Source organism: Enterobacter sp. RHBSTW-00175 (assembly GCF_013927005.1).
Classification (GTDB): Bacteria; Pseudomonadota; Gammaproteobacteria; order Enterobacterales; family Enterobacteriaceae; genus Enterobacter.
In genome coordinates this window covers 3995250-4014385 of sequence record NZ_CP055930.1, presented here as the reverse complement: position 1 = coordinate 4014385, position 19136 = coordinate 3995250, and the positions used below count along the sequence as shown (strand labels likewise).

Sequence of the window (19136 nt, the reverse complement as noted above, 5' to 3'; positions counted from 1 at the left end):
ATTATCCTTTAGTACTCCCGGAGGTAAGACCGGAGACGAAGTATTTTTGCAACGCCAGGTAGAGGACAGCGACCGGCACAGCAATCAGTACCGCGCCTGCCGCGTAGGTGGTGTAACTGGCACCCATTTTTTGCGCCACCAGGTTATAAAGCCCGATGGGTAAGGTGTATTTGTCTGGGGTGCGCAAAATGGTGCTGGAGAGGATGAAATCCCCCAGCGGCCCGGTGAAGGAAAACAGCGCCACCACGGCCACAATCGGTTTAGAAAGCGGCATGATGATTTCGATGAAAATACGGAAGTTGCTGGCCCCGTCCATGCGCGCGGATTCATCCAGATCTTTCGGAATGGCATCGAGATAGCCTTTCATCAGATAAGTGTTCATCGGGATCATGCCGCCGACGTAGATCAACACCAGCGCCAGATGGCTGTTGATTAACCCCAGAAGCTGCGACAGCACGAAGATGGCAATCAGCGCCGAAAACTGCGGGATCATCTGTAGCAGCAGGAACAGCATCAAACCATTCTGACGCCCCTTAAAGCGAAAGCGCGAGAAGGCATAGGCCGTAAAGCTGACGCTGATTAAGGTCAGCACCATGGTCAGGAAGCTAATTTTCATCGAGTTCCAGTACCAAGTCATGTAGTTCACCTGGCCGTTGAACAGGTCGGCGTAATGCTGCACCGAGAAGTTCTCCGGGATAATCGACGAGCTGAGCAGGCTGTTACCGGCGTTGAATGACGCCCCGACCGTCCACACCAGCGGATAAATGATAATCGTCGACACCAGCACGATAACCAGCCAGGAGAGCGAGAGGCGTACCCACTTCTCACGTTTAATACTTGGTGATTGAGCCATTGTTACGTCCCTTACGCCATGTCGTCATTTTTGAAAGATTTGGTGGCGCGGAACTGCCACAGCGCCAGGCCGACGACGAAAATCGACAGCAGGATGGTGATGGTCGCCGCTATCGCGTACTGCGAAGAGGACATCGTCAGTTTGTAGATCCACGACACCAGAATGTCGGTCCCGCCCGCATTCGACCCGACCACCGCCGGCCCGCCGTTGTTAAACAGATAGATAATGTTGAAGTTATTGAAGTTGAAGGTGTATTGCGTGATAAGGATCGGCGCAATCGAGTACAGCACCAGCGGCAGCGTAATGGTGCGCAGCTTGGTCGCGCTGCTGGCGCCGTCCATGGTGGCCGCTTCATACAAATCTTCCGGGATCGCCTGCAACACGCCGGTGGTCATGGCGAACACAAACGGGAAGCCGAGCCAGGTCTGCATCATAATCAGCGCCGTTTTGGTCCAGAACGGGTCGGTCATCCAGGCTTTTGGCGCAATGCCAAAGAAGGCCAGAATCGCATTGTTAATCACCCCGAAGGAGTCGTTAAACATCCCGGCGAATACCAGAATGGTGACAAATCCCGGCACCGCCCACGGCAGAATAAAGATGGTGCGGATAAGCGGCTTAAAGCGCAGATCTTTCTGGTTCACCAGGATGGCCAGCAGCACGCCCACGGAACATTGCAGCGTGGTAGCCAGCAGCGTCCAGACCACCGTCCACTGGAGTACGTCGAAGAAGGTCGAACGCCAGATGGAGAGCGTGAAAATATTGATAAAGTTCTTAAAGCCAACCCAGTCCACCAGCTTAGCCGGTGGCGTGTGGTAGAGGTTGTAGTTGGTAAAGGCGATAGCAAAGCCAAACAGAATGGGGAAAACCACCACAAACACCAGCAGGATAAAACCCGGGGTGATCATCAGATACGGGAAGCCGTCGCTCAGCAGCATCTGGTACTGTTTGCGCACGCTATTTAGCGGCAGGCCTTCATCGCGTTTACGGCCGTTAACCCACGCATCACGCATCGACAGATACCAGACCATCACGCCAAACGCGGCGATTAAGACGCTGATGATCCCTTCGGCCAGCAGGAAGATGGAGTTGTCACGTGGCACTTCTTCGCCCAGCGTCACCAGCCCCCACAACCCTTCACGCAGAAAATCAGCAAATACGCCGATAAAGCTGGCAAGCAGCACCAGGAAGATAATCCCTTTCAGCCACTGGCGATGATAGAACTGACCGAAGCCGGGTACGACAGCCATCAGCAGGCCGGTCCAGGCGTGACGCCCGCCAGCGCGCGGTTTGGCAAAATTTTCCGGGATGATACTCACAGACAACTCCTTTCAAAAAGAACGGGAGCCTGTACTCCCGTTCTGCGACAACAGAAAATTACTGGTTGCTGGCCTGCATGGCTTCGATCTGCATCTGAACCTGTTTTTCTGCGCTATCCAGCGCGGCTTTTGGATCTTGTTTACCGGTCAGGCTCAGCTCCAGCGCGGCGTTGGCCGGCCCCCAGACTTCACCCATTTCAGGAATACCCGGCATGGCGGTGGCGCGTGCAGCCTGCACCGCTACGGCGCTGGCTTTCTCGTCATTCTTGATAACCGGATCGTCAATCATCGCCGTCAGCGGCGGGATCTCACGCGTCGCGATGTAGCGCGTTTTCACGTACTGAGGCTGATTGATGAATTCGATGAATTTCTGCGCCAGCGCTTTGTCTTTGCTCCAGGTGGAGACAACATAACCTTTCACCCCGAGGAAGGAGCTCATTGGCTTACCGTCCGGAAGCGTAGGCAGCGGCGCAACGCCGTAGTTGATCCCCGCTGCCTCATACGGCTGGAACGCCCACGGGCCGTTGATCACGGCAGCCGCTTTTTTCTCGGTGAACAGGGAGTCGATGGCATTCAGCCCGTTATCGCCGACGATCCCCGCCGGGAAGACATCGTCCGCATAGAATTTTTTCAGATACGTGACGGCCTCTACCGCGCCCGGCTTGTTCAGACCCACGTCGCTGGCGTTATAGCCACCTTTGCCGTTTTGACCAAAGATGTAGCCGCCCATCGGGGAAATAGCCCCCCAGCTGTAATAGATCTGGTCAAATTTGGCGAGCAACCCGTACTGGTTTTTGGCGCGCTGCTGTTTAGAAAAGTCATACCAGTCCTGAAGCGAGTTCAGGGGTTTGTCGATGAGATCTTTGTTGTAGATAAGCACCAGCGTTTCGACCGCTTTTGGCACACCGTACAGGGTGTTATCCATTTTGAAGGCGTTGATCGAGGCCGGGGTGTACTGTTCGGTCTGCTTAGCCTCCAGATTCAGGGGGGTCAATAACCCTTGCACAACGGCGCCGCCTAGCTGATCGTTAGGGATGACCAGCACATCCGGACCAATCCCTGCCGGGCCGTCCAGACGCAACTTTTCCAGCTGCTGAGCGTAAGGTGTTTCCTGGACGTTGACCTTCACGTCGTACTGTTTTTCAAAATCGGCGACCGCATCTTTAATGCCGGACGACTTCTTGATGTCTTCCCAGACGTTAAGCTGCGTGGTGGCGTGTACCTGCACCGCGAGCGTAGAGAGGATCAGAGCAGCGAGTATGTTCTTTTTCATTATCAACCTCATGTGAAGGTATAACAATTTATGGTTTTTATCGCATTCAGACTTCATTCACTTCCACCGAATAGCCTGTAATAACTGGCGGTATACGTATGACGTCAAATGCATTTGGTTTGTTATACGCTACCCTTCACATCATGATAACTCTACAAAAAACTGTAAGTTGTGTGATCGTCATAACATTAATGGAATATCTGTATAGGGCGCGTGAATACTGGAAGTTATAGTCAGTACAGACAAATTGCGCCGTCCAGCCATGTTAAGCACAATTGTTATACGTAAAACATAACTGGCGACTTACTCGGGGAACACTGATGTCGAACATACAATTGAGGAATGTCACCAAACGCTTTGGCGACACCGTTACCTTGCACAACGTGAATCTTGACATTGAGGACGGCGAGTTCGCCGTTTTTGTTGGCCCTTCCGGCTGCGGTAAATCAACCATGCTGCGCATGATTGCCGGTCTGGAAGAGATCAGCGACGGGGAAGTATTAATTGGTAACGAAGTGATGAATGATGTCGCCCCGTCACACCGCGGCGTGGCGATGGTGTTTCAGTCCTACGCGCTCTATCCGCACATGACGGTGGCGGAAAACATGGGCTATGGGCTAAAAGTGAATAGGGTGCCGAAGGATCAGATCCGCCATCAGGTGGAGATGGTGGCTAAAACGCTGCAACTTTCCCATCTGCTGGACCGTAAACCAAAGCAACTCTCCGGCGGCCAGCGACAGCGCGTGGCGATTGGCCGTGCCATCGTGCGCAACCCGCGTGTGTTTATGTTCGATGAACCGCTCTCAAACCTGGATGCTGAACTGCGCGTCGAGATGCGCCTACACCTGGCCCGTCTGCACCAGGAGCTAAAAACCACCATGGTGTATGTCACCCACGATCAGATTGAGGCCATGACCCTGGCCGATAAAATCGTGGTGATGAACTACGGCAAGGTTGAGCAGATGGGTGCGCCGATGGATCTCTACTACAAGCCGGTTAACAAGTTTGTGGCCGGGTTTATTGGCTCACCGAAGATGAACTTCCTGCCGGCCACGGTAGAGGCCTGGCAACCGGGCGAGCTGACCGTGCGGCTGTCGCAGCAGAAGTCGCTGACGCTTGCCCTGACCACCACGCCGCTGACGCCGGGGAGCAAGGTGACGCTGGGCATTCGCCCGGAACATTTGACCACCGACATTCGCCAGGGTACGGGGCTGGAATTTAACTGTGAAGTGGTGGAACGCCTCGGGAATAACACCTATCTGTTTGGTCAGTGCTACGGCCACGACAACGTTAAAATCTTGCTGCCAGGAGACGTGAAGTTCGCCCCATGGCAGAAGATTGATGTGGCCTTCGACGATCGCCACTGCATGGTCTTTGACGAACAGGATGTCCGCGTCAGTGCAGATATCGAAGATGCGGTGCGTTCAGTGGCCTAACTCGCCAGCCTCTCAACCGCACCCTTAAACGCCTCAATCGCCAGGGCGACATCTTCAGCCATCACCGACTCCGCCGGATGGTGGCTGACACCGCCTTTACAGCGCACAAACAACATACCCACTGGCCAGCGCTCTGCCATGGCGATGGCGTCGTGCCCGGCACCGCTGGGCAGTGACAGCGTGCGCCCCTGTACCGATTCAACGGCCTCGCCCAGCAATGCCTGTAAACGGGCATCGCACGGGGTAGCGGCGATCCGGTAAAACTCCTCGGCGCTGAAATCCAGCCCACGACGGGCGGCGATGGCCTGCGCCTGCGTCAGTAATTCGTTGAGCAGCACATCCAGCGGGGCATCCTGCGGGCCGCGAATATCCAGAGACAGCGTCACTTCGCCTGGGATCACATTCACCGCGCCGGGCAGGCAGCGCAGCTCCCCTACCGTCGCCACCAGATTGCCGCCGTGGCGCTGCGTGGTGCTTTCGGTCATCACCATCCATTCGGCGGCGGCGGCCAGGGCGTCCTTGCGATGGGCCATCGGCACGGTACCGGCGTGCCCGGCCTCACCGGTAAAGCGGCAGTTCAGGCGGCGTGCGCCGTTAATGGCTTCCACCACGCCCAGCGCCAGCTGTTCCTGCTCCAGGCACGGCCCCTGCTCAATATGCAGCTCCAGATAGGCGCTGAAATCGTCTTTGTTTCTGGCGGCAAGTAACACGCGGGCGGGATCAAGCCCCGCCTGCACCATCGCCTGCGCCACGCTGACACCGCTGGCATCGCATTTATCGAGCCAGCTCTCAGGCCAGGTACCCGTCAGGCCACGGCTGCCCAGCAGGGTAATGCCGAAGCGGGTGCCTTCTTCATCGCAAAAACCGACAATCTCGATGGCCTGCGCCAGATGCCGCCCCTGCTGATGCAGGCTGTCCACCACTTCAATGGCGGTGAGCACGCCGAGCATCCCGTCATATCGCCCGGCATTACGCACGGTATCCAGATGCGAGCCGAGTAATACCGCCGGTGCGCCTTCCTGCGCCCCCTCATAGCGCCCGCAAATATTGCCCACGCTGTCCTGCCAGACGGTCATGCCCGCCTGGCTCATCCACTGCCCGACCAGCTGGTTGGCCTGTAAATGCTGCGTGGAGAGATACACCCGTGTCAGGGCATCCGGGGTTTCGCTAATCGTGGCCAGCGCATCGGCGCGCGCCATCACACGGTCTGCCGCCTGCTGGCGTGTCGCTTGACTCATAGCGCCGTCTCGCTGCGGTAGTGATCCCACGCGGCCTGCATTGCAGCGCCCTGCGTGGTGGTAAATTTCAGGTAGTTCAGCACCGACTCCAGCGCGCTCAGGGTAGTCATCACGCAGTCTTTGCGGGCGTTATAGCCCATGGTGCCAATGCGCCACACTTTGCCGTGCAGCGGGCCAAACGAGGTGCCAATTTCGATACCGAAATCTTCCAGCATCAGCTTACGCACCTGATCGCCGTTCACACCCTGCGGAATAACCACGCCCAGCACGTTGTTCATTTTGTGCTTCAGGTCGCCGAAGGTTTCCAGCCCCATCGCCTGAATGCCTTTCAGCAGCGCATCGCCGTGCAGCTTGTGGCGGGCAATGCCGTTATCCAGCCCTTCCTGGAGGATAAGCCGGGCGCATTCGCGTGCGCCGAACAGCGCGGTGGTGGCTTCGGTGTGATGGTTCAGACGCTCGGGGCCCCAGTAGTCCATCACCATGCCGAGGTCGAAATAGTTGGAGTAGACCATCTCATCCACGCCGTGTTGATGAGCATCGGTACGGATACCCTCTTCCACGCATTTACGGCGGCGGATCGCCTCTTCCATTCGCGCGCTGAGGGTAATGGGTGAGGTACCGGACGGGCCGCCGAGGCATTTCTGCATCCCGGCCGACACCGCATCCAGTTCCCAGGCATCGGTTTCCAGCGGGTTCCCGCCCAGTGATGCGGTGGCATCGGTGTAAAACAGTACGTCGTAACGGCGGCAAATGGCGCCCAGTTCGGCAAGCGGTTGCAGCATGGTGGTCGAGGTATCGCCCTGCACGGTCAGCAGCAGGCGCGGGCGCACGCGTTTGATGGCATCTTCAACCTGATCCGGGGTGAACACTTCTCCCCACGGCACTTCAATGGTGTGCACTTCGGCGCGACAACGACGGGCAATTTCGCACAGCAGATGGCCAAAGCGACCAAACACTGGCACCAGCACTTTGTCCCCCGGACGAATGGCCGACACCAGAATTGCTTCAATCCCCGCGCGGGAGGTGCCATCCACCAGCATTGTCCAGCGGTTTTCGGTGCGGAACACCCCGCGATAAAGCGCCATCACCTCATTCATGTAGTGGGTCATGGCCGGATCGTACTGGCCAATCAGCTGGCTCGACATGGCACGCAGCACGCGCGGATCGGCGTTGATCGGCCCCGGCCCCATCAGCAGGCGCTGCGGTGGATTGATTTGCGGAAATTGAGCGATGTCCATCTTTGTGTCCTTAGGTTAATTGAGGCCGCGCACGGAGGAGATAAACTGTTTCAGTTCAGTAGTCTGCGGGTTAGCAAACAGCGTTTTGCTGTCGCCCTGCTCCCACACTTTCCCCTGGTGCATAAACACCACGCGGTCGCCCACTTCGCGGGCAAAATTCATTTCATGCGTCACGAGGATCAGCGTCATCCCCTCTGCCGCCAGCTGTTCCAGCACCCTGAGCACTTCGCCCACCAGTTCCGGGTCGAGCGCAGAGGTTATCTCGTCGCAGAGTAAAACTTTTGGCGTCATCGCCAGGGCGCGTGCAATGGCCACGCGCTGCTGCTGGCCCCCGGAGAGGCTCGACGGGTAATAATCCAGGCGGTCGCCTAAGCCGACTTTCTCCAGCATCTGCTGCGCCAGCTCCCGGCATTCGGCGGCGCTTTTCTTCAGCACCCGGCGCGGGGCGAGCATCACATTTTCCAGCGCGGTCATGTGCGGGAACAGGTTGAAGTTCTGGAACACCATCCCGACCGAACGGCTGATTTCACGCGCCTGGGAATCCCGGTCGGTAATGGTCATGCCGCCAAGCTTAATGCTGCCGTCCTGATACCCTTCCAGGCCGTTGATGCAGCGCAGCAGCGTGCTTTTGCCGGACCCGCTACGCCCGATAATCGAAATCACCTGGCCCATGTCGATATCCAGATCCACGCCCTTGAGCACGTGGTTATCGCCGTAAAACTTCTGCACCTGATTAATGGTGATGAGAGGCATTGAATTTAGTCTCCAGATAACGGCTGTAGCGCGACAGCGGGTAACACAGAATGAAATAGCCCAGCGCTACCAGCGCAAAGACTTTAAATGGCTGGTAGGTCACGTTGGTCAGCATCGTCCCGGCCTTTGTCAGCTCGATAAAACCGATAATCGACGCCAGCGCAGTGCCCTTAATCACCTGCACGGCAAACCCCACCGTGGGGGCGATAGCGATGCGTAACGCCTGCGGCGCCACCACGCGAAACAGGGTTTGCCCAAAGCTCAACCCCAGGCAGCGCGAGGCTTCCCACTGCCCTTTTGGTAGCGCACGAATACTGCCAAACCAGATATCGAGCAAAAAGGCGCTGGTGTAAAACGTCAGCGCCAGCGACGCGGCGGTCCAGGCTGAAACATCGATGCCAAACAGCGCCACGCCGAAAAAGGCCAGGAACAGCTGCATCAGCAGCGGCGTGCCCTGAAACAGCTCAATATAGCCGCGGATCAGGTGTTTTACCGTACGTCCGCCCGTCATGCGCAGCAGCAACAGCGGCAGCGTCACTACCGCTCCGCCGACAAACGCCACCAGCGACAGCAGTACCGTCCAGCGCCCGGCGAGCAGCAGATTGCGAATAATGTCCCAGTCCGTAAAGGTGGTCATCATGCCTGCACCCCCAGCCATTTGCGTCCTGCCGCCATCATCAACTGGCGCAGGGTAATCGACAGCACTAAGTAAATCCCGGTTGTCACCAGATAGACCTCAAAGCTCAGAAAGGTTCTGGACTGGATCAGGTTGGCGGCAAAGGTTAGCTCTTCATAGGAAACCTGCGACACCACCGACGAACCCAGCATCACGATGATGCACTGGCTCACCAGCGCCGGATAAATGCGTTGCAGCGAGGGCGGTAACACCACCCGGATAAAGGTCTGCAAACGCGTTAACCCCAGCACCCGCCCGGCTTCCCACTGCCCTTTTGGCGTTACCTGAATACCCGCGCGGATAATCTCGGTGCTGTACGCCCCCAGATTGACCACCATGGCCAGCAGCGCCGCTTCCCCGGCGGTCATTTTCAGCCCCATATTGGGCAGGCCAAAAACAATAAAAAACAGCTGCACCACAAACGGCGTATTACGGATAATTTCCACGTAACCGCCCCAGATCCGGCTAAACCATGTTGCCCGCCCGCTGCGAATGGCCGCCCCGAAAATACCGATAGCCAGGCCGCCGAGGGTCGCGAGTACGGTCAGTTGAATGGTGACCCACAGCCCTGCCAGCAGCTCCGGCCAGTGCGGCCAGAGCTCAGAAAAATGCAGTTGCTCAGACATACCTTATACGCCAAGGTTTGCCGGCAGCGGCGCTTTCAGCCATTGCTCAGACAGCCCATTCAGCGTGCCGTCTTTGATCCCTTGCTCAATCAGGGCGTCGACTTTCGCTTTCAGGGCCGGTTCGTTTTTCTTCAGGCCGATAAAGCACGGTGAGTCTTTCAGCATAAAGCTCGGCACCGGCGCTTTATCCGCGTTCTGACGTGAAATCGCCGCCACCACAAGGTTGCCGGTCGCCACATACTGCACCTGACCGGAAAGGTAGGCCGACAGCGTGGTGTTGTTGTCCTCATAGCGTTTTACGTCGGCATCTTTCGGCGCCAGGCTGGTCAGCACCATGTCTTCCACCGCACCGCGCGTCACGCCGATGGTTTTTCCGCTCAGTGCGGCAGCATCTTTCAGCTCAGCCCCTTTCGGGCCAAATACGCCGAGGAAGAAAGGCGCATAGGCGCGGCTAAAGTCGATCACCTTTTCACGCTCGGCGTTTTTACCCAGGCTTGAGATAACCAGATCCACCTTATCGGTTTGCAGATACGGTACGCGGTTAGCGCTGGTCACCGGCACCAGTTGCAGCTTGAGCTTCATCTGTTTTGCCAGATAGCGCGCCATATCGATGTCGTAACCCTGCGGCTGGAGGTCGGTCCCCACCGAGCCGAACGGCGGGAAGTCCTGCGGGACGGCGATGCGCAGCGTACCGCGCTTTTCAATATCCTGAAGCTGGTCAGCTTTTGCTGGCAGTTGTGTGAACAGACAAGCGGCCCCGGCCAGTGCAATCAACAGTTTTTTCATGGTGTTTACCCGTTACGTTAGCATGAAACAAAAGATTCTTTGAATTAACTTTTGCAACTAATGTGCCAGGCGAAGCAAAACGGCAAATTTTGTTTGAAAGGCAGATATCACGAGGAATAAATGACAACGGGGCGAAAAGAACTGGCCTTTTCACCCCGTTTTATTGCACCAATTTAATGCAAAGCACCAGCCTGGCGCCCCATTATCGTTGCTCCAGCTCATCCAGCTGCTGATAAAGGGAGGCTATCTCGTGAATACGCGGGCGGCCTTTATCGAGGATCTCATGCAGGAAGGCGTTCGCCAGCAGGTTAATCAGGCTGTTCACCGAAGAGTAGCTGTCATAGGCCGATACGCTGTCCAGCGGGGCACAGAGCTGCCAGCTCGCCAGCGGGAACAGGCTGTGGGCCTGCGGCTCGCACATCAGCAGCACCGGAACCCCACGGCTCTGAAGCTGCTGCATCAGCGGGCGGATAATGCGCGGGCGGCGGCGAAACGCCATCATCACCACCAGATCGTCGGCGGTTAAATCCACCAGCTCTTCACTCAGGCTCTGCCCTGGCTGGGGTAGCACCAGCACCTGCCCGCGGGCCTGTAACAGCTGCTGGCGCAGGTGCAGCGCCGCCGGATACGCATTGCGCATCCCGATAATCACCACCCGCCGTGCCTTCACCATGCAGGCCATGGCCTCGGCAAACTGATGTGCATCAAGCGCATTCACCCACTGTGTCAGGTTCGCCATCTCCTGCTTATAGTGACGCGCCAGCAGCGTGTTGCCCTGCACCGCATCACGGTTGTCGGTTAACGGCATCCCGCTCTGGCGCAGCGTGCGCAGTTCGTCGCGCATGTCTTTATATTTCTCATAGCCCAGGCGCTTAAACAGACGGCTCACCGTGGCTTTCGACACCCCGCTAAGCTGCGCCAGCTCGGCGCTGTTATAGCTTATAAGGTCGTCAAAGTGATCGAAGATAAAATCGGCCACGCGCTGCTCCTGCGGCGACAATGACGCGTACTGCCCTTTCAGACGTTCATCTAACTGTTCCATAGCGCCTCTGTAACTTTTGTTTCATCACATTTTGCCTTTTATTATACGTTTCATTATCCGTGCCAGTTTACTGAAACTTTTCTTTCAGAACTGGAACAGCTTTTGCAGCACCTTGTGACTTTCAGGGTCATGAGGACTCCCCATGCACAGTAATGTCTCCACACACGGAATGGCCGTAGCGCCCCACCATCTTGCCAGCCAGAGCGCGCTGGCAATTCTGCGCGAAGGCGGCAGCGCCATTGAAGCCATGGTGGCCGCCGCAGCCACCATCGCAGTGGTTTATCCCCATATGAATGGCCTGGGTGGCGATGGCTTCTGGCTTATCGTCCCGCCCGGCGGTGAACCCATTGCCATTGACGCCAGCGGCGCGGCAGGCTCGCTGGCGACGCTTGCGGCCTATGATGGCCTGACGCAGATCCCCCATCGCGGCCCGCGCGCGGCGCTGACCGTGGCCGGAACGGTCAGCGGCTGGGACGAAGCCCTTAAGGTGTCGCAGGAAATGCATGGCACCGCGCTGCCGCTGGCACGCCTGCTGGCAGATGCCATTGACTACGCGCAAAACGGCACGCCGGTCACCGCATCGCAGGCCAGCGCCACGGCGAGTAAATTTGACGAACTGAAAGACCTGCCTGGTTTTGCAGAAACCTGGCTTATCGACGGTAAACCACCTCAGGCCGGGAGCCGTTTTTACCAACCGGCGATGGCCACCACCCTGAAACGCCTGGCGGACGAAGGTCTGGACAGCTTTTATCGTGGCCCGCTGGCGGAATGTCTGGCCCGTGGAATGGAGGAGCTCGGTCTGCCCGTGACCCTTGCAGACCTGAATGCGCACGTCGCCCGGCGCACCACGCCGCTGAAATTGCAGCATCAGCAGGGTGACGTCTGGAATCTTGCCCCGCCGACGCAGGGGCTGGTATCGCTGGCGATACTCGGGATAACCGACCGGCTGGGGATGGCCGATGCCGACGAGGCCACCACCATTCACCGCATCGTCGAAGCCACCAAGCTGGCCTTCGGCCTGCGCGATAGCCATATTACCGATCCACGAGAACTGAAAACCGATACCCAGAGCCTGCTGGCCCCCGCCGAGCTGGATGCGCTCGCTGCGCGGGTCAACGACAGCCAGGCCGCCCAATGGGGCACCGGCAAAGGCCCTGGTGACACGGTATGGATGGGGGTAATGGATAACAGCGGGCTTGCCGTCTCGTTTATCCAGAGTATTTATCACGAGTTCGGCAGCGGCGTGGTTCTGCCGGATACCGGGATCGTCTGGCAAAACCGGGGAGCCTCTTTCAGCCTCAACCCGGCTCATCTTCTGGCGCTGGCTCCGGGTAAGCAGCCTTTCCATACTCTGAACCCGGCAGCCGCACGCCTGCACGACGGGCGCGTGATGGTCTATGGCTCGATGGGAGGAGACGGACAGCCGCAAACCCAGGCGGCGCTGTTCACCCGCTATGTGGTGCAGGGCGTGCCGCTTCAGGAGAGCATCAGCCTGCCGCGCTGGCTGCTGGGACGCACCTGGGGACAAACTTCCGACACCTTAAAACTGGAAGGACGCGTCTCATCGCAGACGCTCGCGCGCTTGCAGGCGCTGGGCCACGAAACAGAAGTGTTCCCGGACTTTAGCGAAGCCATGGGGCACGCGGGGGCGATTGTTCGCCATCCCAACGGCCTGCTTGAAGGGGCATTCGACCCACGCAGCAACGGCTCTGCCGCCGGATACTGAGGAGAAAACCATGAACACCACACCACCCGACTGGAGCGCATACCTTGCGCAGATGGAATCCGTGCTGGGCGTTGAACTGGATGACGCCCGTCGGGCGGAGCTTCAGTTGCAGTTCAGCCGCATAGCCAGCATGGCCGCACCGCTGATGGCGTTACCGCTCGATGACCGCCAGGAGATTGCAGGAGTATACAAAGCATGACGCTACACGAGATGAGTATCAGCGCTATCCAGAAGGCGCTTGGCAACGGCGAGCTGAGCGCCGGTGACATCGCCCGTCAGACGCTGGATGCCATTACCCGCATCAACCCACAGCTCAACGCGTGGACGACGATCACCGCCGAACGAATGCTGGCAGAAGCCGAGAATATCGACACCCTGCGTCGGGAAAAGCGCCCCCTGCCGCCGCTGGCGGGCATTCCTTATGCGGTCAAAAACCTGTTTGATGTCGCCGGGCACACCACCCTCGCCGGGGCTGAACTGTTCAGCCAGCGCCCTGCTGCTGCCGCCGACAGCTTTGCGGTACGCCAGCTGCGCAGTGCGGGCGGGCTGCTTTCCGGGATGGTCAACATGGATGCTTACGCCTACGGGTTTACCACCGAAAACAGCCACTACGGCGCAACGCATAACCCGCACGATCTGAAGCGCATTGCGGGAGGATCGTCCGGGGGATCGGCTGCGGCCGTCGCCGCCGGGCTGGTCCATTTTTCGCTCGGCACTGACACTAACGGCTCGATTCGCGTACCGGCCTCCCTGTGCGGGATATATGGCCTGAAACCGACCTTTGGCCGCCTGTCACGTTCGGGCAGCCATCCGTTCGTTGCAAGCCTGGATCATATCGGGCCGTTTGCCCGCCGCGTGAGCGACCTGGCATCGGTATACGATGCGCTGCAAGGCCGCGACACCAGCGACAGTTTTCAGGCCGACAGCTCACGAGAGCAAACCCGCCCGCTGCTGGATCGCGGGCTGGATGGCCTGCGCTGCGCTGTTCTGGGCGGCTATTTCAGCACATGGTGTGACGCCGACGCCCGGGCTGCCGTTGCACGGGTGGCGAAAGCGCTCGAGGCGCACGATGAACTGCTGTTCCCCGACGCAGAGCTTGCCCGCTCAGCGGCGTTTATCATCAGCGCGTCCGAAGGGGGAAATCAGTACCTGCCTGCGCTGCGAAGCGAGCCCGCACGATTTGAGCCTCACTCCCGCGAGCGGCTACTGGCAGGGGCGATGATCCCATCCGCCTGGTACATTCAGGCCCAGCGTTTCCGCGCCCACGCCCGGCAGGCGTTTAAAACGTTATTCTCCTACGCCGATGTGCTGATTGCTCCGGCGACACCCCGCAGCGCCACGCTGATTGGTGAGCAGACCATGGAGATTAACGGCCAGCCACTGCCGGTCCGCGCCAGCATGGGAATGCTGACTCAGCCGATTTCGTTTTTGGGCTTGCCCGTCACCACGGTGCCCCTGCGCACGGCAGACGGTGCCCCCATTGGCCTGCAACTGATTGCCGCGCCGTTTAATGAACAGGCCTGCCTGCGCGTGGCGCGAGTACTGGAAGCAAGCGGGATAACCGATGCCCGCCCTGCGGAGATAGCACAATGATGAATCATGATGACGTAAACCTCCCGTGGGTGGTTGCTGAGGTCACGGCTGCGTTTTACCGCTACGAAGATGCGCTGGTAAGTAACAACACTGCGGTGCTGGATGAACTGTTCTGGCACGACAAAAATACGGTGCGGCTGGGCGCAGGTGAAAACCTGTACGGGATTGATGAAATCCGCGCCTTTCGTGCGGCGCGCCCTTCCGCCGGGTTGCAGCGAACCCTGCGTCATACGGTCATCACCACCTTCGGGGCTGATTATGCGGTGTGCAGCACCGAATTTACCCGCGAGGGGACGGAGAAAATTGGCCGCCAGCAGCAAACGTGGGTGCGTTTCCCGTACGGCTGGCGGATTGTGGCGGCGCAGGTGAGTTTGATGGCGTAATGTGGAGAGTCGTAGGCCGGGTAAGGCGCAGCCGCCACCCGGCACAATACGACACCGCTATTTTTGAAACGGATGCACTTCCCGCCAGTGGTCGGCAATTTGCTGGCGGGTGCAGACCCATACCTTGTCGTGCTGCTGGATATAATCGAGAAACCGTTGCAGGCCGCGAAAACGCCCCGGACGCCCCAGCAGGCGGCAGTGCATCCCGATAGACATCATCTTCGGCGAACTTGCCCCCTCTTCATACAGCACATCAAAACTGTCTTTCAGGTAGGTATAAAACTGCTCGGCGGTATTAAATCCTTGTGCGGTCGCAAAGCGCATGTCGTTGGTATCCAGCGTATAAGGCACAATCAGGTGCGGTTTGCGGGTACCGTCGCTGCACGCCACTTCGGTCCAGAACGGTAAATCGTCGCCGTAGTAGTCGCTGTCGTAGTCAAAACCGCCGTGTTCCGCCACCAGTTGACGAGTGTTGGGGCTGTCGCGCCCGGTATACCAGCCCGTCGGCGGTTTGCCGAACAGATCGGTCATCACATGCACCGCCTTTTGCAGATGCTCACGCTCCTGGTCGATATCCATATTCTGATAGTGGATCCAGCGCCAGCCGTGGCTGACCACATCGTAATTTGCCGCTTTAATGGCGTCGACAATATCGGGATGACGCGCCAGCGCCATCGCCACGCCAAAGACCGTCAGCGGCAGGCCGCGCTGGCTGAAAGCGTTGTGGATCCGCCAGAACCCGGCGCGACTGCCGTATTCGTAGAGAGAGTCCATCGACATATGTTTGTCCGGGTAGCTGGCCGCGCCGATGATGTCTGACAGGAACTGTTCCGATCCGGCGTCACCGTGTAGTACGTGGTTTTCGGCCCCTTCTTCGTAATTAAGCACAAACTGCACGGCAATACGCGCCTGCTGCGGCCACTGCGCGTGCGGCGGGTTGCCTGCGTAGCCACGCAGATCCCGCGGGTAATCCTGTTCAAAAAGCGCCATTGTGGCCCCCTCATAATTAAAATAGATTCAGTGCCTGAAATTTACCGCTTAACGCTTTGTTTTCCGGGAATGCCAGGTCGCCGTGCTTGCTGGTGGATAGCCCAAGTGCCACCAGCGATTCGACCATTTTCACCGCCGCGCTAACGCCGTCGATCACCGGGACATGCAGCTCGCGCGTCAGCTCCTGCGCAAGCGTTGCCATACCGCCACACCCCAGCACAATGGCGCCGCAACCGTCCTCTTTCAGTGCCTGGATACAGCGTGCGCGTACTTTTTCCTGCGCCAGACCACTGCCGTCTTCCAGCGCCAGCACCGGGAGATCGATCGCGTGCAGGGCCGCGCAGTGATCATGAAAGCCATACTGGTGCAGCAGGTGCCGGGCGATGATCAGCGTACGCGGCAGCGTGGTGACGATGGAAAAGCGTGTCGCCACCAGCGTCGCCATATGCATGGCGGCTTCTGCGATACCAATCACCGGCCCCTGCGCCAGCTCGCGCGCCGCCAGCAAACCCGGATCGCCAAAGCAGGCGATAACGTGGCCATCCACGCCCTGCTGCCTGCCTTTCTTGATTTGTTCGAGCACCCCTACGGCCGCAATGGCTTCATCAAAATGGCCTTCAATCGAGGGCACACCTTCATCCGGGCAGACCGCGAGGATCTCCGTGCCCGGCGCTGCCACCGCGCGCGCTGCCGCGCCGATGGTTTCCGTCATTCCACGGCTGGTATTGGGATTGATCACTTGTATACAGACAGACGACATTACGACTCCTTGTGGCCGGCAAACAGCCGGGCAAAATCAGGAAGGCACTCGCCCGCCCGTTCAAAACAGAGGCTGGCGACGATATGTTCAAAATGGTGCATTAAGGCATCGCTGAGTGGCCGGAGCGCTTTCTGGCGCAGCAGATCCACAAGCTGTTCGTGATCGTTGCAGCGGCAACCCTGACGCCACGGCGCGCCCCACGCGGCAATCACCAGCGATGAACGCTGGCTAAGGCTTGTCACCATCTCCGTCAGCACCTGGTTGCCGGAAATGGCCTGAAGCTGGATATGGAAATTGGCAGAGTGTCGGATTGCCGCCGGGCCGTCGTACGCCTCGTGCGCCTGCTGCTCCTGAGCAATAATGGCTTCTAGTGCAGCAAGATGTGGCGACTGGCAGTGGGCCAGCACGTCCGGCAGGTTGGCGACCTCCAGCAGGGCGCGCGTGCGAAAGATGTGCTGTGCCTCTTCTACCGTCGGGCTGGCAACATGTGCACCACGTTTGGGCGTTAACGTGACCATTTGCACAGCCGCGAGTCGTTGCAGCACCTTGCGGATGCCCGTGCGGCTCACGCCGAAGACTTCGGCCAGCGCCTCTTCCGGCAATTTACTCCCCGGCAGCAACTGATGTTCGACAATCGCGGTCATCAGCGCCTGAAAGATGGATTCGTCTTTGTCTTGCAGGTCTGGCGCGGCGTGCAGACTGTTTACGTTGTTCATTACCCACTCCATTTTTTACTTTTCGCTATCGGATCGTATACATAAAAATAAAATATTGCATACAAGATTTATTATTTTGGCCTGGATCCTGCAACACCGCTTGTACTCCCACTTAACGGGTTTTCATTCACAGGAGCAGGTTTCATGCCAAATACACAAAACGCGCAGCAAGGTTCGGCCGCTGATTCCGGTGCGGTTTACAGCCCACGGCTTTGCAATGAGGATCTGGCACCAACGCGTGACCAGAACTGGAGCTGGTACAACATCTTTTCTTTCTGGATGTCCGACGTGCATAGCATGGGGGGTTATGTGGTTGCCGCGAGCTTCTTTACGCTCGGGCTGGCCAGCTGGCAGGTGTTGCTTTGCCTGCTGATAGGGATTTGTATTGTGCAGCTGTGCGCCAACCTGGTGGCAAAACCGAGCCAGATGGCGGGCGTGCCTTATGCGGTGATCAGCCGTCAGGCATTTGGTGTTTTTGGCGCGAATATTCCGGCGGTGATCCGCGGGCTTATCGCCTTTGCGTGGTACGGTATTCAGACCTACCTGGCCGCCAACGCCCTGATGCTGGTGGCGCTGAAGTTCTGGCCGTCACTGTCGGCGCTCACTACCGGTGCGTTCCTTGGCCTGTCGCATCTGGGCTGGATCTGCTTTTCCATTATGTGGGTATTGCAGGCGATGGTCTTCTGGCACGGTATGAGCGCCATTAAGCGTTTTATCGATATTGCCGGCCCGGCGGTCTATGTGGTGATGCTGGCGCTTGCGGGCTGGATTGTATACAAGACGGGTTTTGACGGGATCTCCTTTACCCTCGCCAGCAAATCCCTGAGCGCAGGCGAGCAAACCTGGCAGATGATCACTGCTACGGCACTGGTGGTGTCCTATTTCTCCGGACCGTTGCTCAACTTTGGTGACTTCTCGCGCTACGGCAAAAGCATGGGCGAAATTCGCCGTGGAAACCGCTGGGGCTTGCCGTTTAACTTCCTGCTGTTTTCCATCGTCACCGTGGTGATTGTCTCCGGCACGCAGTCGCTGTTTGGCCGCATGATAACCGACCCGATTGAAACCGTTAGCCGCGTGGGCAACGATCTGGCCGTGGCGATTGGCCTGCTGACCATGATCACCGCCACCATCGGGATCAACATTGTGGCGAACTTTGTCTCCCCGGCGTTCGACTTTTCTAACTGCTCGCCGCAGAAAATCAGCTTCCGCACCGGAGGGATGATTGCCGCTGTCGGCTCGATCCTGTTAACCCCGTGGAACCTGTTCAACTCTCCGGAGCTTATCCACTACACCCTGGACGTGCTCGGCGCCTTTATCGGCCCGCTGTTCGGCATCCTGATTGCCGACTTCTACCTGATTAAGCGCGGGAAAATCTCTGTAGATGACCTGTTCGACGACACGCCAAAAGGGAAATACTGGTATCGCAACGGCTTTAACCCGAAAGCCATCGGCGCACTGCTCCCGTCCGTTGCCGTAGGCCTGGTGATTAGCTTTATCCCGGCCCTGCATGAAGTGGCGAACTTTAGCTGGTTTATCGGCGTCTTCCTGGGCGGTGTGACTTACCGCTGGCTGGCACGGGAAGACCGCGAAGCGGCTGCCGCCCCGCAATTCAACTCCCGCGTGGCGACGCAAAAAGAGTAATCCTTTCACCTGGCCGCAGACCTTCTGCGGCCTTTCTCAAGCTGGCATCCTTTTTGCTCATTCTCCTGACCCCGCTACGCAAACAATAAG

General features: G+C 58.2%; 19 protein-coding genes. 6 read left to right on the top strand and 13 right to left on the bottom strand.

Features of this window, described 5'->3' with window-relative positions; all coding sequences use genetic code 11:
• Position 1: 1 nt before the first annotated feature.
• The 3 genes from HV107_RS19105 to HV107_RS19095 are packed head-to-tail and all read right to left on the bottom strand — an operon-like array spanning position 2 to position 3442.
• Positions 2–853: a sugar ABC transporter permease gene (locus tag HV107_RS19105; RefSeq protein WP_182060382.1), complete on the bottom strand. Its 852-nt coding sequence runs from the start codon at positions 851–853 to the stop codon at positions 2–4.
• An 11-nt stretch (positions 854–864) separates the two neighbouring features.
• Positions 865–2169, bottom strand: coding sequence for a carbohydrate ABC transporter permease (locus HV107_RS19100; protein ID WP_182060381.1), 1305 nt, complete (start codon positions 2167–2169; stop codon positions 865–867).
• Positions 2170–2227: 58 nt separating this feature from the next.
• On the bottom strand, positions 2228–3442 hold the full coding sequence (locus HV107_RS19095) for an extracellular solute-binding protein (protein WP_182060380.1): 1215 nt from the start codon (positions 3440–3442) through the stop codon (positions 2228–2230).
• Positions 3443–3762: 320 nt separating this feature from the next.
• Between HV107_RS19095 and HV107_RS19090 the strand changes: the two genes are divergently transcribed.
• Positions 3763–4878: an ABC transporter ATP-binding protein gene (locus HV107_RS19090; RefSeq protein WP_182060379.1), complete on the top strand. Its 1116-nt coding sequence runs from the start codon at positions 3763–3765 to the stop codon at positions 4876–4878.
• Here HV107_RS19090 and hpxK read toward each other — a convergent pair.
• The 7 genes from hpxK to hpxU all read right to left on the bottom strand — a co-directional run bounded on the left by hpxK (position 4875) and on the right by hpxU (position 11237).
• Complete coding sequence (gene hpxK, locus HV107_RS19085; RefSeq protein WP_182060378.1) at positions 4875–6116, bottom strand: allantoate amidohydrolase; 1242 nt, start codon at positions 6114–6116, stop codon at positions 4875–4877. The two genes, HV107_RS19090 and hpxK, sit on opposite strands and share 4 nt — an antisense overlap.
• Positions 6113–7354 (bottom strand): alanine--glyoxylate aminotransferase family protein, encoded by a 1242-nt coding sequence (locus HV107_RS19080; protein ID WP_182060377.1) that lies wholly within the window; start codon positions 7352–7354, stop codon positions 6113–6115. Before HV107_RS19080 ends, hpxK begins: the two co-directional genes overlap by 4 nt.
• 15 nt (positions 7355–7369) lie before the next feature.
• On the bottom strand, positions 7370–8107 hold the full coding sequence (locus HV107_RS19075; protein ID WP_182060376.1) for an amino acid ABC transporter ATP-binding protein: 738 nt from the start codon (positions 8105–8107) through the stop codon (positions 7370–7372).
• On the bottom strand, positions 8088–8744 hold the full coding sequence (locus HV107_RS19070; RefSeq protein WP_182063547.1) for an amino acid ABC transporter permease: 657 nt from the start codon (positions 8742–8744) through the stop codon (positions 8088–8090). The genes HV107_RS19075 and HV107_RS19070 overlap by 20 nt, the downstream gene beginning before the upstream one ends.
• Positions 8744–9409: an amino acid ABC transporter permease gene (locus HV107_RS19065; RefSeq protein WP_182060375.1), complete on the bottom strand. Its 666-nt coding sequence runs from the start codon at positions 9407–9409 to the stop codon at positions 8744–8746. Before HV107_RS19065 ends, HV107_RS19070 begins: the two co-directional genes overlap by 1 nt.
• A gap of 3 nt (positions 9410–9412) precedes the next feature.
• On the bottom strand, positions 9413–10195 hold the full coding sequence (locus tag HV107_RS19060; protein ID WP_182060374.1) for a transporter substrate-binding domain-containing protein: 783 nt from the start codon (positions 10193–10195) through the stop codon (positions 9413–9415).
• Positions 10196–10397: 202 nt separating this feature from the next.
• Entirely contained in the window at positions 10398–11237 is an 840-nt protein-coding gene (gene hpxU / locus HV107_RS19055) for a MurR/RpiR family transcriptional regulator HpxU (protein WP_182060373.1), read from the bottom strand.
• A gap of 142 nt (positions 11238–11379) precedes the next feature.
• On the opposite strand from hpxU, the gene HV107_RS19050 reads away from it, so the two are divergent.
• Genes HV107_RS19050 through hpxZ form a run of 4 tightly spaced genes read left to right on the top strand, consistent with a single transcriptional unit; the run spans position 11380 to position 14939 of the window.
• Positions 11380–12963 carry a gamma-glutamyltransferase family protein gene (locus tag HV107_RS19050; RefSeq protein WP_182060372.1) on the top strand — a complete coding sequence of 528 codons (1584 nt, stop codon included), beginning with the start codon at positions 11380–11382 and terminating at the stop codon, positions 12961–12963.
• 10 nt (positions 12964–12973) lie between these two features.
• Complete coding sequence (gene hpxX, locus HV107_RS19045) at positions 12974–13162, top strand: oxalurate catabolism protein HpxX (protein WP_182060371.1); 189 nt, start codon at positions 12974–12976, stop codon at positions 13160–13162.
• On the top strand, positions 13159–14556 hold the full coding sequence (locus HV107_RS19040) for an AtzE family amidohydrolase (protein ID WP_182060370.1): 1398 nt from the start codon (positions 13159–13161) through the stop codon (positions 14554–14556). Before hpxX ends, HV107_RS19040 begins: the two co-directional genes overlap by 4 nt.
• Positions 14553–14939, top strand: a complete 387-nt coding sequence (hpxZ, locus tag HV107_RS19035; RefSeq protein WP_182060369.1) for an oxalurate catabolism protein HpxZ — start codon at positions 14553–14555, stop codon at positions 14937–14939. Before HV107_RS19040 ends, hpxZ begins: the two co-directional genes overlap by 4 nt.
• Before the next feature lie 57 nt (positions 14940–14996).
• On the opposite strand, the gene puuE is transcribed toward hpxZ, so the two are convergent.
• Genes puuE through HV107_RS19020 form a run of 3 tightly spaced genes read right to left on the bottom strand, consistent with a single transcriptional unit; the run spans position 14997 to position 17405 of the window.
• Positions 14997–15929, bottom strand: coding sequence for an allantoinase PuuE (puuE, locus tag HV107_RS19030; protein WP_182060368.1), 933 nt, complete (start codon positions 15927–15929; stop codon positions 14997–14999).
• 16 nt (positions 15930–15945) lie between these two features.
• A complete protein-coding gene (gene hpxA, locus HV107_RS19025; RefSeq protein WP_182060367.1) occupies positions 15946–16689 on the bottom strand; it encodes an allantoin racemase in 744 nt (247 codons plus the stop codon).
• Positions 16689–17405 carry a GntR family transcriptional regulator gene (locus HV107_RS19020; protein ID WP_182060366.1) on the bottom strand — a complete coding sequence of 239 codons (717 nt, stop codon included), beginning with the start codon at positions 17403–17405 and terminating at the stop codon, positions 16689–16691. Before HV107_RS19020 ends, hpxA begins: the two co-directional genes overlap by 1 nt.
• A 144-nt stretch (positions 17406–17549) precedes the next feature.
• Between HV107_RS19020 and HV107_RS19015 the strand changes: the two genes are divergently transcribed.
• Positions 17550–19046 (top strand): NCS1 family nucleobase:cation symporter-1, encoded by a 1497-nt coding sequence (locus tag HV107_RS19015; RefSeq protein WP_182060365.1) that lies wholly within the window; start codon positions 17550–17552, stop codon positions 19044–19046.
• Positions 19047–19136: the final 90 nt, after the last annotated feature.

Excerpts from the sequence above, each read along its gene's own strand:
- HV107_RS19105 (WP_182060382.1), bottom strand. The coding sequence starts at position 853 with ATGGCTCAATCACCAAGTATTAAACGTGAGAAGTGGGTACGCCTCTCG.
- HV107_RS19095 (WP_182060380.1), bottom strand. The coding sequence starts at position 3,442 with ATGAAAAAGAACATACTCGCTGCTCTGATCCTCTCTACGCTCGCGGTG.
- HV107_RS19090 (WP_182060379.1), top strand. The coding sequence starts at position 3,763 with ATGTCGAACATACAATTGAGGAATGTCACCAAACGCTTTGGCGACACC.
- hpxK (WP_182060378.1), bottom strand. The coding sequence starts at position 6,116 with ATGAGTCAAGCGACACGCCAGCAGGCGGCAGACCGTGTGATGGCGCGC.
- HV107_RS19080 (WP_182060377.1), bottom strand. The coding sequence starts at position 7,354 with ATGGACATCGCTCAATTTCCGCAAATCAATCCACCGCAGCGCCTGCTG.
- HV107_RS19075 (WP_182060376.1), bottom strand. The coding sequence starts at position 8,107 with ATGCCTCTCATCACCATTAATCAGGTGCAGAAGTTTTACGGCGATAAC.
- HV107_RS19070 (WP_182063547.1), bottom strand. The coding sequence starts at position 8,744 with ATGACCACCTTTACGGACTGGGACATTATTCGCAATCTGCTGCTCGCC.
- HV107_RS19065 (WP_182060375.1), bottom strand. The coding sequence starts at position 9,409 with ATGTCTGAGCAACTGCATTTTTCTGAGCTCTGGCCGCACTGGCCGGAG.
- HV107_RS19060 (WP_182060374.1), bottom strand. The coding sequence starts at position 10,195 with ATGAAAAAACTGTTGATTGCACTGGCCGGGGCCGCTTGTCTGTTCACA.
- hpxU (WP_182060373.1), bottom strand. The coding sequence starts at position 11,237 with ATGGAACAGTTAGATGAACGTCTGAAAGGGCAGTACGCGTCATTGTCG.
- HV107_RS19050 (WP_182060372.1), top strand. The coding sequence starts at position 11,380 with ATGCACAGTAATGTCTCCACACACGGAATGGCCGTAGCGCCCCACCAT.
- hpxX (WP_182060371.1), top strand. The coding sequence starts at position 12,974 with ATGAACACCACACCACCCGACTGGAGCGCATACCTTGCGCAGATGGAA.
- HV107_RS19040 (WP_182060370.1), top strand. The coding sequence starts at position 13,159 with ATGACGCTACACGAGATGAGTATCAGCGCTATCCAGAAGGCGCTTGGC.
- hpxZ (WP_182060369.1), top strand. The coding sequence starts at position 14,553 with ATGATGAATCATGATGACGTAAACCTCCCGTGGGTGGTTGCTGAGGTC.
- puuE (WP_182060368.1), bottom strand. The coding sequence starts at position 15,929 with ATGGCGCTTTTTGAACAGGATTACCCGCGGGATCTGCGTGGCTACGCA.
- hpxA (WP_182060367.1), bottom strand. The coding sequence starts at position 16,689 with ATGTCGTCTGTCTGTATACAAGTGATCAATCCCAATACCAGCCGTGGA.
- HV107_RS19020 (WP_182060366.1), bottom strand. The coding sequence starts at position 17,405 with ATGAACAACGTAAACAGTCTGCACGCCGCGCCAGACCTGCAAGACAAA.
- HV107_RS19015 (WP_182060365.1), top strand. The coding sequence starts at position 17,550 with ATGCCAAATACACAAAACGCGCAGCAAGGTTCGGCCGCTGATTCCGGT.